General features: G+C 70.4%; 13 protein-coding genes. 8 read left to right on the top strand and 5 right to left on the bottom strand.

The features are described 5' to 3' along the window. Window positions 1-3: 3 nt before the first annotated feature. The 3 genes from ACWEIJ_RS24935 to ACWEIJ_RS24945 are packed head-to-tail and all read left to right on the top strand — an operon-like array spanning window position 4 to window position 3594. Entirely contained in the window at window positions 4-699 is a 696-nt protein-coding gene (locus tag ACWEIJ_RS24935) for a vWA domain-containing protein (RefSeq protein WP_449839637.1), read from the top strand. Further along, a complete protein-coding gene (locus ACWEIJ_RS24940; protein WP_449839638.1) occupies window positions 696-2336 on the top strand; it encodes a protein phosphatase 2C domain-containing protein in 1641 nt (546 codons plus the stop codon). Before ACWEIJ_RS24935 ends, ACWEIJ_RS24940 begins: the two co-directional genes overlap by 4 nt. Beyond that, on the top strand, window positions 2296-3594 hold the full coding sequence (locus ACWEIJ_RS24945; protein WP_449839639.1) for a protein kinase domain-containing protein: 1299 nt from the start codon (window positions 2296-2298) through the stop codon (window positions 3592-3594). The genes ACWEIJ_RS24940 and ACWEIJ_RS24945 overlap by 41 nt, the downstream gene beginning before the upstream one ends. A gap of 51 nt (window positions 3595-3645) precedes the next feature. Here ACWEIJ_RS24945 and ACWEIJ_RS24950 read toward each other — a convergent pair whose 3' ends face one another. Continuing rightward, window positions 3646-3999, bottom strand: coding sequence for a hypothetical protein (locus tag ACWEIJ_RS24950; RefSeq protein WP_449839640.1), 354 nt, complete (start codon window positions 3997-3999; stop codon window positions 3646-3648). Between the two features lie 223 nt (window positions 4000-4222). Here ACWEIJ_RS24950 and ACWEIJ_RS24955 point away from each other — a divergent pair, with 223 nt between their 5' ends. Continuing rightward, window positions 4223-4726, top strand: a complete 504-nt coding sequence (locus ACWEIJ_RS24955) for a protein DA1 (protein ID WP_449839641.1) — start codon at window positions 4223-4225, stop codon at window positions 4724-4726. Between the two features lie 10 nt (window positions 4727-4736). Here ACWEIJ_RS24955 and ACWEIJ_RS24960 read toward each other — a convergent pair whose 3' ends face one another. From ACWEIJ_RS24960 to ACWEIJ_RS24970, 3 genes are read right to left on the bottom strand one after another with little or no spacing between them, the layout of a single operon-like run. Next, the gene (locus ACWEIJ_RS24960; RefSeq protein WP_449839642.1) at window positions 4737-6020 is read right to left on the bottom strand and encodes a hypothetical protein; all 1284 of its coding nucleotides are present in this window, start codon (window positions 6018-6020) and stop codon (window positions 4737-4739) included. A 12-nt stretch (window positions 6021-6032) separates the two neighbouring features. Continuing rightward, complete coding sequence (locus tag ACWEIJ_RS24965; protein WP_449839643.1) at window positions 6033-7316, bottom strand: protein kinase domain-containing protein; 1284 nt, start codon at window positions 7314-7316, stop codon at window positions 6033-6035. A 4-nt stretch (window positions 7317-7320) separates the two neighbouring features. Continuing rightward, a complete protein-coding gene (locus ACWEIJ_RS24970) occupies window positions 7321-7965 on the bottom strand; it encodes a vWA domain-containing protein (protein ID WP_449839644.1) in 645 nt (214 codons plus the stop codon). A 308-nt stretch (window positions 7966-8273) separates the two neighbouring features. Between ACWEIJ_RS24970 and ACWEIJ_RS24975 the strand changes: the two genes are divergently transcribed. From ACWEIJ_RS24975 to ACWEIJ_RS24990, 4 genes are all read left to right on the top strand, one after another. Next, window positions 8274-8801, top strand: a complete 528-nt coding sequence (locus ACWEIJ_RS24975) for an AAA family ATPase (RefSeq protein WP_449839645.1) — start codon at window positions 8274-8276, stop codon at window positions 8799-8801. A gap of 127 nt (window positions 8802-8928) precedes the next feature. Further along, entirely contained in the window at window positions 8929-9396 is a 468-nt protein-coding gene (locus ACWEIJ_RS24980; protein WP_449839646.1) for a hypothetical protein, read from the top strand. Next, the gene (locus ACWEIJ_RS24985; protein ID WP_449839647.1) at window positions 9393-11972 is read left to right on the top strand and encodes a CHAT domain-containing protein; all 2580 of its coding nucleotides are present in this window, start codon (window positions 9393-9395) and stop codon (window positions 11970-11972) included. The genes ACWEIJ_RS24980 and ACWEIJ_RS24985 overlap by 4 nt, the downstream gene beginning before the upstream one ends. Before the next feature lie 20 nt (window positions 11973-11992). Further along, the gene (locus ACWEIJ_RS24990; RefSeq protein ID WP_449839648.1) at window positions 11993-12379 is read left to right on the top strand and encodes a hypothetical protein; all 387 of its coding nucleotides are present in this window, start codon (window positions 11993-11995) and stop codon (window positions 12377-12379) included. Between the two features lie 6 nt (window positions 12380-12385). Here the strand turns inward: ACWEIJ_RS24990 and ACWEIJ_RS24995 are convergent, their stop codons facing one another. Then, the gene (locus tag ACWEIJ_RS24995; protein ID WP_449839649.1) at window positions 12386-13156 is read right to left on the bottom strand and encodes an SDR family NAD(P)-dependent oxidoreductase; all 771 of its coding nucleotides are present in this window, start codon (window positions 13154-13156) and stop codon (window positions 12386-12388) included. Window positions 13157-13158 lie beyond the last annotated feature (2 nt).

A 13158-nucleotide genomic window follows, 5' to 3' on the forward strand; every position in this document is an offset into this window, starting at 1 on the left:
GCTTTGACCACCCTAGATCTGCCTGGCGGACCGATCTCGCACCGCCCGCTCCGCTTCTACTGGATGCTCGACGTGTCCGGCTCGATGCACGGCGAGAAGATCGGCGAGCTGAACTTCGCCATCCGCGAAGCACTTCCGCACATGAAGGACTCCGCCGAGGACAACCCGCACGCCGCCGTCGAGGTTCGTGCGATGACCTTCGGCACCGGCGCGCGCTGGATGACGCCGAATCCCGTGCCGCTGAACGACTTCAGCTGGACCGACGTGTCGGTCAACGGCATCACGGACATGGGCGCGGCCCTGAAGCTGATGGCACGCGAGCTGTCGGTCGGGAACATGCCGGACCGCGGTCTGCCGCCGGTGCTCGTGCTGGTCTCGGACGGTCAGCCGACCGACGACTTCAACAGCGGCCTGACCGAGCTGATGAACCAGCCGTGGGGCAAGCGCGCGGTCCGCATCGCGATCGGCATCGGCGAGGACGCCGATCTGGACGTGCTGCGCAAGTTCATCGCGCACCCGGAGATCGAGCCGCTCAGGGCGAAGAACTCCGGCGACCTCGTCGCGTTCATCAAGTACGCCTCGACCGTCGTGCTGAAGTCCGCGTCGTCGCCCGCGAGCCAGCAGTCCGACAGCGCCCTGACCGGCACCCCGCCGCCCCCTCCGCCGCCGCCCGCGGTCGACGACGACCAGGTGTGGTGATCACGTTGGCGTGGTTCAAGAGGTCGCAGGCCGCGACCGGGCGCAGATCCCTGGTCTGGCGGACCGCACACCTGTCGCTGCAGGGCGACAAGCACGTCCGGGACGGCTCCCCCTGCCAGGACGACAGCGACAGCAGGGCGTTCGAGGACGGCGCCTGGGCGTACGTCGTGGTCGCGGACGGACACGGCTCGGAACGGCACTTCCGCAGCGGCAGCGGCTCGCGGCTCGCCGTCGCCACCATGCACGACGTCTTCCAGTCCTTCCTCGGCAAGACCGGCGAGCTCGGTGAACCGTCCCCCGCCGAGCTGGCGGAGCTGTGGGAGGCCAGGGCCGCCGAGATCGTGCGGAGGTGGCGCGCGAAGGTGCACTCCCACCTCGTGAAGAACCCGGCGCTGGTGCCGGGCAGGACCGACGGCGAGCGCGGTCTCGTCCGCTACCTCGACGACTTCGCGCGACGCAACGGTTACGCGCAGCTGGAGCTGTTGTTCTGGCAGCTGCGCAGGTTCGAGGAGTACGCGAAGGGCGTGATCTCCCAGGAGGCCGAGGCGCTCGGCCCGCTGCCGTACTCCACCGACGCCCGCTGGGACCTGGCGAAGTACGGCGGCTGGCAGGCGAAGGCCTACGGCACCACGTTGCTGGGGGTGCTGGTCGGTCCGGAGACGCTGCACTGGGTGCAGCTCGGCGACGGCGCGATGGTGCAGATCGTCGGCGGCGAGGCGAGCTACCTCGTCCCGCCCCCGGCCGAGGCGGTCGGCAACCTGACGCCGTCGCTGTGCGACGACGACGCGCAGCACAAGATCCGGTACGGCACCATGCCGATCCGAAGTGGACAGATGCCGTCCGGGATCGTGCTGGCGACTGACGGCGTGCCGAACTCCTACGACGACAACAGCGGCTTCTTCAAGTTCTGCCAGGAGATCGCGCAACGGGCGGACACCTCTCCCGCCTTCGCCGAGGACCTGCCGAAGTGGCTCAAGGCGATCTCGCGCCAGGGCAGCGGTGACGACGTGAGCGTGGCGCTGGCCTGGCTGCGGGAGCTGCCGAAACCGGGAAAGCCGGCCCCGCCGCCGGAGGAGGTTTCCGACGACCCCGCGCGGGACCGCGACGTACCCGCCGAGGTGCCCGAACCGGTGCGTGCCAGGCCTGAGCGAGTCAGGTCCGAGCGGGGCGAACCTGAGCGGGTCAGGCCCGAGCGGACCGAGCCCGAGCGAGTCAAGCCCGAACAGGTCAGGCCCGAGCGGACCGAGCCCGAGCGAGCCAGACCCGAACAGGTCAGGCCCGAGCGGACCGAGCCCGAGCGAGCCAGACCCGAACAGGTCAGGCCCGAACGGGCCGAGCCCGAGCGAGTCAAGCCCGAACAGGTCAGGCCCGAACAGGTCAGGCCCGAACGGGCCGAGCCGGAGAGAACCCCCTTCGACGAGCGGGCCGACTCGGCGATGGAACTGGTCGCGTCGGGATCCCGCCCCCAGTGCGTCCCGGCCAGGGCACGCCATGCCGCACCACCGGACGAGGACGCCGCCGGGGCGGACGAGCCGCCGAACGCACTGGAGACGGGCGCGCCCCGCGCCGTCCGCAGAGGAGCTCAAGAGGAAGGAGGTGACCGAGGTGCTGAAGACGGGCGATCAGCTCAACTGTGAGTCCGGTGCCGTGGTCACCGTCGGCGACGTGCTCGGCACCGGCGGCCAGGGCGAGGTGCGCGCGGGCCGCATGAGCGACGGCCGCACGGTCGCGATCAAGTGGTACCACCCGCAGTTCCAGACCGCGGACCTGCGCGAGAGCATCACGGCGCTGGTCGGTGAGAAGGCGCCGTCGGCCCACTTCCTGTGGCCGGAGGACATCGTCGTGCAGGGCGGTCACTTCGGTTACGTGATGCGGTTGCGGCCGGCGCACTACACGAGCCTGCCCAAGGTGCTCGGGCGCACGGTGCAGATCGGGTTCAGCGAGCTGGTCCGGGCGGCGAGCCACACCGTGGCGGCGTTCAAGGCGTTGCAGGCCAAGGGGTTGTTCTACTGTGACATCTCCGACGGCAACCTGTTCATCGACCCGGCCACCGGTGATGTGCTGATCTGCGACAACGACAACGTCGGCTCGACCCGCACGGCACCGCGGGTGCTCGGCACACCGAGGTTCATGGCGCCGGAGATCGTGCGCGGCGACACGAGACCGTCCGCGCTCACCGACAGCTTCTCGATGTCGGTGCTGCTGTTCCTGTTGCTGGTGAACGACCACCCCCTGCAGGGCGAGGCGGAGTCGAGGATCCACGTGCTGGACGCGCGGGCGATGCGGCAGATCTACGGCACCGACCCGGTGTTCATCTTCGACCCGGACGACGCGAGCAACCGGCCGGTGCCGGACGTGCACGTCAACGCACCCGCGTTCTGGCCGCTGTACCCGGCGGCGCTGCGCAACGTCTTCACCCGCGTGTTCACCGCGGGGCTGACCGATCCGGGCAGGCGGCCCACGTTCAGGGAGTGGGAGACGGCACTCGCGGCGACGTCGGACGCGATCCACCAGTGCGCTCGGTGCGAGCGGCAGAACTTCTACTGTGCCGAGAGGACGGACGCGACGTGCTGGGGCTGCCGCAGCAAGCTCGCCAAGCCGTTGCGGTTGCTGATCAACGGCCGCACCACCGTGGTGATGTCCCCGGACAGCAAGCTCTACCCGCGGCACCTGAGCAAGCGCGGCGACACGACCCCCGGCGACCCGCCGGTGGCCGAGGTGTCGAAGCACCCGACGCTGGACCGCTTGGGCCTGCGCAACCTCACCGGGCAGCAGTGGTTCGCGACCCCGTACGGTTCGAGCACGTCCCGGACGGTCGGGCAGGGCCAGTCGATCGGGCTGATCCCTGGGACCCGGATCGACTTCGGCGCACTGGACGCCGTCGTCGAGCTCTAGGGCCCGCGTCCGGCGGGTCCCGAGCCGCGTGCGGGACCCGCGGGACCCCGCCTAGCGGTCACCGCGGGCGGCGACCGACTGGATCTGCCCGCTCGGAGTGCCGAACGCCGTGCACGGCGCCCACTTGCAGTACCACTGCGGTTCCCCGCGCACCCAGCAGCTCAACTGCTCGCACGTGCCGCACTGCACGAACGCGTCCGCACCGCACCTCGGACACAGCACAAAGCCCGGATCAATTTGAATGGTGCCCTTGATGACCGTATCGCCGTACTTCTCCCGGCGCGCCGAACCCTCATTGATGACAAATGACCACGTCACATACCAGGAATCGGGGCGCTGCTCCGTCCGGAGCCCGAACAAGCCGGCGTCCCGTCTGCACCTGACGGTCAGAATTTCAGCTCTCATGGGGCGATAGTAGCTGATGAGAGGCACCTTCAGGTGTGCAGTCTGCGACGATCCACTGGGATTTACCTGGATGGAGGACCACTTCGACGAACGCATTTGCAAGAAATGCGTGCACCTGCCCCGGTGCTGGAGCTGCTCTGCCATCACGGGTGGAATCGGAATGCGCCGAGAAACCGTTCTCCCGGACGGCCGGAGTCGTTGCGCCCGCTGTTCGAAATGGGCGGTGGACCGCCAGGAGGACGTCGGCGCGGTGGTGCGCGTGGTGCGCCCGTTCCTGCACTCCCTGGGCCTGCGACTGCCGAACCAGGTGCGGGTGGAAGTCGTGGAGCCGGCCGATCTCCGCACCAACGCGGGCGAGCTCGCCCACGGCCGCACGGTCGTGGAGCAGGGCGGCTGGGGACGCGGGCCCAGGGTTCGCGGCATCAAGGTGGTCTCCGGCATGACGGCGACGCAGTTCGGCCAGGTCGTGGCGCACGAGATGGGTCACGGCTGGCTGTCCCTCTGCCCGGGACGGCGCACCCAGGTCCTCGAGGAGGGCATCTGCGAGCTGATCGGCAGCTGGTGGCTGCGGCACCGGGGCGGCCGCCTCGCCGAGCACTACCTGCAACAGCTGCTGCAGAACCCCGACCCCCTCTACGGCGACGGCTACCGGTCCGCGTACCGCAGGGCGGGGGACGCCACCCCGGCGGAAGTGGTGCGGCGCCTGGAGAGGACCGGCACGCTCTGAAGGGGACGGCTCATCCGCCCGCTCGACGGTGCCAGACCAGCCAGCCGACGCTCGTGAGCGAGATCGTCCTGCGGCGCGAGTCGCTCTCGTCCACGGCGGAGTCGACGAGCTGCGCCTGCTCCAGCCGCTGCAGCTGCGACCGCATCGCCTGGGGCGTGCGGAAACCGAGGTCCTCGTGGTCGCCGGGGGCGATGGAGCCGCCGACCCGTCCCATCGCGTCGAGCAGGGTCCACTGGGCGGTCTGGAGGTCGAGCGAGCGGGTGTGGCCGTCCGCGACCTCGGCCATCCACACCTCCAGCAACGCCGTTCTCGTCGACTCGTCCACGCCGAGCTGGTCGGTCTCGTCCAGCCACATGGCGAAGTCCTGCGCGTATTTCATCGCGTTGCGGAGGTTGCTGTTCGACACGCGGTACAGGTAGGAGAACCCGGCCTTCGAGACCGGCGCGATCGCGTCCGGCCGGTTCGCGTGGTGCGCGAGCCTCGTCCTGATCAGCTCCGGCACCAGGTCGTCGGGAACCGGCGCGAGCTCGATCGGCAACCCCACCCGTCCCGACAGCCGCGGGGAGGACACGGCACTGCGGACGATTCCCTTGGCTCCGCACAACACCCACCGCACGCCGGGGAACGCGAGCACCCCGTCGCGGATCTCCTCCAGCACCCGCCGCGCCTCCGCGGACGTCTGCAGCAACTCCAGGTTGTCCACGATCAGCACGAACGCGCCGCGGTCGCGATGGGGGAACGTGAGCGTCAGCCAGCTCTTCACCTTGCTGCGCAAGCCGGCTTCGGAGAACCCCGCCGACGTGTTCGCCTGTCTGGCGACGGTGGCACTGGCGCCGAACCCGAGGAACGAGCCGCCGCCTCCACCGCCGTGCAGCACCGGCGCCCGCAGCCAGGTCTCGATGTCCTTCGTCTCCGGGACGTCGAACCCCTCGTCGGCGAGAACGTCGCGGTAGAGCAGGAACGCCTCGAGGATCTTCAGCAGCGCTTCGCGCTCGAACTTCTGCGCGTCGCCGCCGATCTGCACCGGATCGGCGACCGGGAACAGCAGCTGCGTCGTCTCGCGGGCGAAGAACGACTGGGCCGCGCGGTAGGCGGCGACGAAGGCGAGGCTCGTCTTGCCCACCCCGTTGTCGCCCTCGATGGTGGGATGGGTGTCGGTCGAGCTCAGCTGCGTGATCAGCCTGCGCAGCTCGCGGTCGCGGCCGACGAACAGCGCGGCTCCCTCCGGCGTGGGCTGGAGGTGGTCGACGCTGTACGGGTTGTCCTTGTACCCCAGCTTGTGCCAGAGCGTCACGCCACTCTCCTGTCAGATCTCGACGGTCGCGCTCGCCGCGCCGAAGTCGATGCGGACGCCGGGCATCAGGCGGACCGACTGACCTGGCGCCACGGTCCGCACGACCGCGCCGGGCAGCACCGCGGTCCACGGCGAGCCGCCCATGTTCCTCAGTCCGAGGAAACCCAGCGTCGGATGCCGGATGACCTCCGCGCTGAGACCGCCCTCGTGGACCTCGGCACCGAACGCCAGCAGGACCACGCGTCCGCCGTTGACCACGAGCTTGCGCTGCTCCTGCAGCGGCTCGGCGCATCCCCAGCAGCTCGGGGAAACACCGTTCTCCTGCCAGTGGAAGCCCTCTCTGTTGCAGTGATGGCACTTCACGATCGCGCCGTCGGCAGACGAGAGAGCGGCGTCCCACTCCGCACACGACGGCCTGCTGGCGGGATCGTGCAGACCCGTGGTGAAGACGCGGGTGAAGATCTCCCTGATTCTCGGCGGGTACAGCGGCCAGAAGATCGGCGCGTTCACGTGGACCCCCGGCACCGGCCGGTTGCGGGCATCGTCCGGGTCGAAGATGAAGATCGGCTCGGTGCCGTAGAGCTTGCGCATCGCCCGTCCGTCGAGCACGTGGATCCTCGACTCGACCTCGCCCTGCAACGGGTGGTCGTTCATCAGCAGCAGGAAGAGCAGGATCGCCATGGAGTAGCCGCTGGAGATCGTCGACGGCCGCGTCTGGCCGCGGACGATCTCCGGTGCCATGAACCTCGGTGTCCCGAGCACTCTCGGCACGCGGTGCGCCGAGCCGAGGTTGTCGTGGTCCCCCAGCAGGACGTGGCCGGTGGACGGGTTCACGTAGACGTTGTTGTCGCTGACGTCGGACCAGAAGTAGCCCCTGCGGTGCAACGCGTCGAACGCGGCGACGAGGCTCCTCGCGACACGCAGCAACTCGCGGAACGCGATGGGGGTCTTGCGGCGCAGGACGTCGGAGAGGCTGACGTAGTCCCGAGGCCGCAACGGCATCCAGTAGCCGAACTGGCCGTCGTCGCGGTGCAGCACGTCAGACGGCCACAGGAAGTGGTCGGACGGCGCCCGCCACCTCACCATGTCGGCGATCTGGCTGCGCATCGCCTCACCCTGGAGGTGCGCGTAGTACCACTTGATCGCGACAGCGTGCCCGTCGTCGGTGTGCCCCAGGTAGACCTCGCCCTGGCCGCCGATGCCGAGCACCTCCCCGACCGTGACCACGTCACCGGACTCGCCCACCAGCCGCTCACCGCCCGCGAGCATGCTCCCGTACGAGCGTCTCTGCACCACGGCGTCACCACACCTGGTCGTCGTCGGTCGCCGGCGGTGGAGGTGGCGGCGGAGGCGACCCCTGTCCCCAGTCCGCCTCTTCGTCGGTGGACAGACTTTGCGGCGACGACGCGGCCTTGAGCGCGGTGGTGGACGCGAACCTGATGAAGTCGACCAGATCGCCGGGATTGCGGACGGTCAGCGGTTCGATCTCCCTTCGCCCGATGAACCTGCGCAGCACGTCGAAGTCGGCGTCATCGCCGAGCCCGATCGCGATGCGCATCGCTCGTTGCCCCCACGGCTCGCTCAGCAGCGCGTGCAGACCGGCGGTGAAGTCGTCGGTCGGATGCCCGTCGGACACCAGGACGATCACCGGAGGCAGCCCGCGGTCGGGCATGTTGGACACCGACAGCTCCACCGCCATCGCCTTCAGCGCGGCGCCCATGTCGGTGATCCCGCTGACCGTCACGTCGGACCACGCGAAGTCCGTCAACGGCACCGGGGCGGCCGTGACCCACCGGTAGCCGGTGCTGAACGTCATGGCCCTGACCTCGACCTCGGCGTGCGGGTTGTCCTCGGCCGAGTCCCGCATGCTCGGCAACGCCGCGCGAATCGCGTGGTTCAGCTCCGCGATCTTCTCCCCGGCCATCGACCCCGAGACGTCCAGCATCCAGTAGAACCTCAGCGGTCGCTGGGAGATGGCTCCCCCCGGAAGTTCCGCGTTCACACCACACCCCGTCCTGGGAAGGCACCCGGCCCGTCGAGGTCCGCGACTCTGAGTCCATCGCCGGGAAGGCGCACATCCGTTACGGCGGCCTCGCCGGATCGGTCACCCGTTCCGACGCCCGGCGAGGCCTCCTGTCCACAGTGGACGGACAGCGCCGTCCCGCGCGGCCGCCGGCCTCGACGAACCGGCGTTCGACCTGGTGGACTGCACACGAACACGACCGGAACAGGAGACTTATGCACCGTGACGACATGTTCTCCGCATTGCTGATCGGCGGACGGTCCGGCGTCGGCAAGTCGACCGTCGCCTGGGAGATCTCCGCTCAGCTGCAGGCGGCGTCCGTCGCCCACTGCTTCGTCGAGGGCGACTTCCTCGACCAGGCCCACCCGGCGCCGCCAGACGACCCGCACCGCACGGAGATGACCAGGAGGAACCTGGCGTCCCTCTGGGGGAACTACGCGGCACTCGGGTACCGGCGGCTCATCTACACCAACACCGTGAGCGTGCTGGAACGCGATCTGGTCGTCAGCGCGATGGGCGGGAACGTGGACGTGACCGCCGTTCTGCTGACCGCGGAGGACGAGATCGCGAACCAGCGGCTGAGCCTGCGCGAGACGGGCAGCCAGTACGACGCGCACGTGACGCGCGGGGTCGCTGCCGCCCGCCACCTGGAGACCAACGCGCCCGGCTGGGTGGTGCGCGTGCCGACCGACGGCAAGGGCGTCGCCGAGGTGGCGAGCGAGATCATCGCCTTGTGGGGCGTCACGACCCCGCACTGAACCGTCAAGCCGCGACGACGGCACTCAGGCCGGATCTTGCGGCACTCGGGTCGAGTTCACCCGTTTCGTACCGAACCGATCGACGACCACGTACTGTCACTGATCGGTGCCGAGAGGGGGCCGTCGGATGTTCGGACGGGGAACGCGGAAGGTCACCGCGAGCGGCTTCGCGGACGCGGTGGCCGAGGGCATCAGTCCGGACCTGACCCACCTCTACCTGATGTACCAGGTGGGCGGCGTGGTGATCGTCAAGTGGGAGGCGCGGCGGGGCGAGCGGCGCAAGTCGTTCCGGATCGTGCCCGACGAGGACGGCAACGCGTGCCCGCACTGCGCCGTTCTGCTCGCGATCACCAGGATCGGTGACGAGCTGCCGCTGGGCGACGAACGGGTCGAGCGGGTGCGCCGCGAATACCTCTCGGTCGTGCTGCGGGAACGGATGCTGCCCTGTCCCGCGATCGGCCGCGCGCCGTCGGTGCCCACGCCGTTCGGAGACCTCCCGTTGATGCTCGGCGCCGGTCCCTGGATGGCCGAGTGCCATGTGGGCCACGGGGATCCGCGCACGCCGGCCGACTGCGCGCGGCATCGTCCGTCATGATCGGGTTCGGCGCCGCCGAGTACGAAGAGGCCCAGGCGCACTTCCGGGCCTTCGAACGGACGGGGCGGCTGTCCGAGCTCACGGCGGCGATCGACCGGTTCCGCGCGCTGGCGTCGTCGCGCATGGACGGGTCCGTCGCGAACGGTCTCGCCATCGCGGTGTGGTCGCGGTACGAGGTGCTCGGCCGCGGGGAGGACCTGGACGAGGCCATCGGGCTGCTGCGCAACGCGGTGGACCGGCATCCCGACGACGCCGAACGGCTGCCGTCGTACCTGGCCAACCTCGCCGGAGCCCTGCGGCTGCGCTGGAGGCTGACGGGATCGGGCGAGGACCTCGCCGAGTCGGTCGCGGCCTGCCGACGTGCGGTGGAGGTGACACCGGCAGAGCACCGCCGGCGTTCCGCGCGACTGAACAACCAGGGCGACGGGATGCTCGCGCTGCACCTGCACTCCGGTGACAGCTCCGCGCTGGACCACGCGATCACGCTGTTCCGCCAGGCGATCGACGTCGCGGACGGCGGCAGCGACGACCTGGTGAACGCCAGGTCCAACCTGGCGGAGGCGTTGCGTCAGCGGTTCCAGTCCAGTCGCGACATCGGGCTGCTCGACGAGGCCGTGGAGCTGGCCCGCGCGGTCGTGCGACGGGCGCCGACCCCCGCACTGCGCGCCCGGTTCCAGTCGAACCTCGCGCTCGTCCTGCTCGCCCGCCACGGCGCGACGGGGCGGCAGGAGGATCTGCGCGAGGCGACCGCCCTCGTTCGGCAGGCGCTGAAGGCGAGCCCGCCCGGCCACCCCAACCGCGCGGAACGCTCGGCCGTGCTGGCGGAGTGCCGGCGGTTGGCGCTGGTGTCGTTGGTGGGCAGGGACATGACGTCGCCACGCCGGTTCACCCCGGCCGGCACGAGGCTGCCGATCCGGTGGTGGCTCGCCGGACGGCGGGTCGCCCGTGCCGCCGAGGACGCGGTGCGGTCCACGCCGCACGGACATCCGTCGCGCGCCGACGCGTTGCTGAAGGACGGCCTCGCGCTCGCCCTGGGCGGCAACGGTGCCGCGGCGCTCGCGCGGTACCGGCAGGTGGCCGAGGAACCCGATTTCCCGCCGCGCCTGCGGGTCGCGGCGGCCAGGGCGTGGGCGTACGACCTGGTGCGGCGCCGCGACTGGCCGGCCGCGCTGGCGGCTTTCCGGCTGGCCGTGGAGTTGTTGCCGCGCACCGCACCGAGGCACGTCACCCAGGCCGACCGGGAACAAGCGCTCGCGGCGTTCGCGGGGCTGGCGTCCGACGCGGCGGCCTGCGCGCTGCGGGAGGGTGATCCACCGCTCGCGGTGGCCCTGCTGGAACAGGGCCGTGGCGTGATGCTCGGGCGCGCGCTCGACACCCGGACCGAGCTGACCGATCTGGAAGAACACCACCCCGGCCTCGCGCGCCGGTTCGACGAGCTGCGGACCGCCCTCGACACACCCGAGAGCGCGTCGTTCAGCGGCGGCGAGACCGGGCTGACCGGTGAGCGCAGGCACGCGCTGACAGCGGAATGGGACCACCTGGTCGAGTCCATCCGGTCCCTGCCCGGATTCGCGGAGTTCCTGCGCCCGCCCGCGGTGGAGGAGTTCGTGGAGACCGCCGCCGGACACGGACCGGTCGTCATCGTGAACGTGAGCGCGTTGCGGTGCGACGCGCTGAAGATCGCCGACGGCGAGATCGTGCCGATTCACCTGCCGGGGCTGGATTTCGCCGAACTCGCGGCCCGCGTGGAACGGTTCCGCCGCAGCCCGTCGGACGAGATCGGCTCGGTCCTGGAGTGGCTGCGGGAGGCGGTGGTCGAGCCGGTGCTGAGCCACCTCGGCCGCGGTCAGGGCGCGCGACGACTGTGGTGGGTTCCGACAGGTCCGTTGGCGGCACTGCCGTTGCACGCGGCCGGTGACGTGATGGACAGGTTCGTCTCGTCGTACGCGCCGACGTTGCGGAGCCTGATGTCGGTGTGGCATGCGCCCGCGCTCAGCCGGCCGGCCGATCCGCTGGTCGTCGCCGTGCCGTCGGCACCACGCGTGCCCGAACTGCCGGCGGCGCGGGAAGAGGCCGACGACGTCGCGCGCCGGTTCCCGCGGCCGCGCGTGCTCACCTCGGACCAGGCCGTGCGGCAGACGGTCCTCGAAGCCCTGCCACGACACCGTTGGGTGCACTTCGCCTGTCACGCCGCGAGCGCGGACAGCGCCGGTGAAGGACGGCTCGTGTTGTGGGACCACCTCACGGAACCCTTGACCGTCAACGACATCGCCCGACTGCGCCTGACCGGCGCGGAGATCGCGTTCCTGTCGGCGTGCGAGACCAGCGCGGCACCTCCGGAGCTCACCGACGAGGCACTGCACATCACCGGTGCGTTCCACACGGCGGGGTTCCGGCACGTCATCGGGACGCTGTGGCCGGTCGGCGACCGCACGGCCCAGCTCGTCGCGAGCCACTACTACGACGCTCTGGAAACCACACCGACGCCCGCGATCGCGCTGCACGAGGCGGTCCTCAGGATCCGCGGCACCCGTCCCGCCCACCGGTGGGCTCCGTTCGTGCACGTAGGAGGTTGATCTCCGGCATCATGGCCGACATGACCGATCACGAGTCCGATCGCGGCCTCCTCGACGTCCTGCTCGGGGCTGCCGCGGGGTCCGCGCTGGTGCCGTTCGTCCAGGCCATCGCCACCAAGGGCGGCGAGGACGTCTACGCCAAGATCAAGGAACTGCTGTCCAGGCCCGAGCGCAAGAAGACCGAGGACGAGATCAAGAAGGCCGGCACGGTCACCCTGTTCTCCGCCGAGACCCGAGTCGTGCTGCGGATGCCGTCCCGGATGACCCCGCAGATGACCGCCCAGCTGAAGCAGGTCCGGCTGCCATTTCGCGGTGACGAGTGGCTGCGCGTGTCCTGGGACAACGCGAAAGGCCAGTGGCTCGTGCGGGAAATCGATCCACCGGACGACCTCGCCCCGCGGGGATGACCGACCTCAGTCCGCGGCTCTCTCCGGGGACGCGACCGCGCCGATCGAGGTCTGCCCGCCGTCGACCCGGATCGACTCGGCGGTGACGTACCCGGCCGCGGGGGTGGCGAGGAAGCGGACGACCGCCGCCACCTCCTCGGGACGTCCCATGCGGCCCAGCGGAATGCGCCCGGCGACGCGGCGCTCCTGCGCGGGATCGCTGAAGGCGTCGTCGTTGATCGGGGTGCGGATGAACCCGGGATTGACGACGTTGACCGTGATCCGGTGCGGCGCGAGCTCCGCGGCGAGCTGACGGGTCAACGCGATGATCCCGCCTTTCGAGGCGGTGTACGCGGGATAGGCGTAGCCGATCTCACCGGCGCACGAACCGATGTTGATGATCCTCTTGGCGCCGTCCCCGGCGCCGTCGAGCAGATGGGGCCGCGCTGCCTGGCACACCCGGAAGGCGCCGGTGAGGTTGATGTCGAGCACCCGAGCCCAGGTCTCGGCGTCGGTGTCGGCCAGACCGGTCCGGTGCAGCACTCCGGCGGCGTTGACGACGACGTCGAGCCGTCCGCGCCACGCGATCACGTCCGCGACGGCCTGGTGCACGGCCTGCTCGTCGCGGAGGTCCGCGGTCAACGGCAACGCGTCGCCACAACGCTTCGCGGTGCTCTCGGCCCCGAGGCCGTCGCGGTCCAGCACCGCGACGTCGAACCCGTCCTCGTGCAGCGCCACGCACGTCGCGGCACCGATGCCCGACGCTCCGCCGGTGACCAGCGCGACCCGTCGTTCCATTC

The organism is Lentzea sp. NPDC004789, from assembly GCF_053601075.1.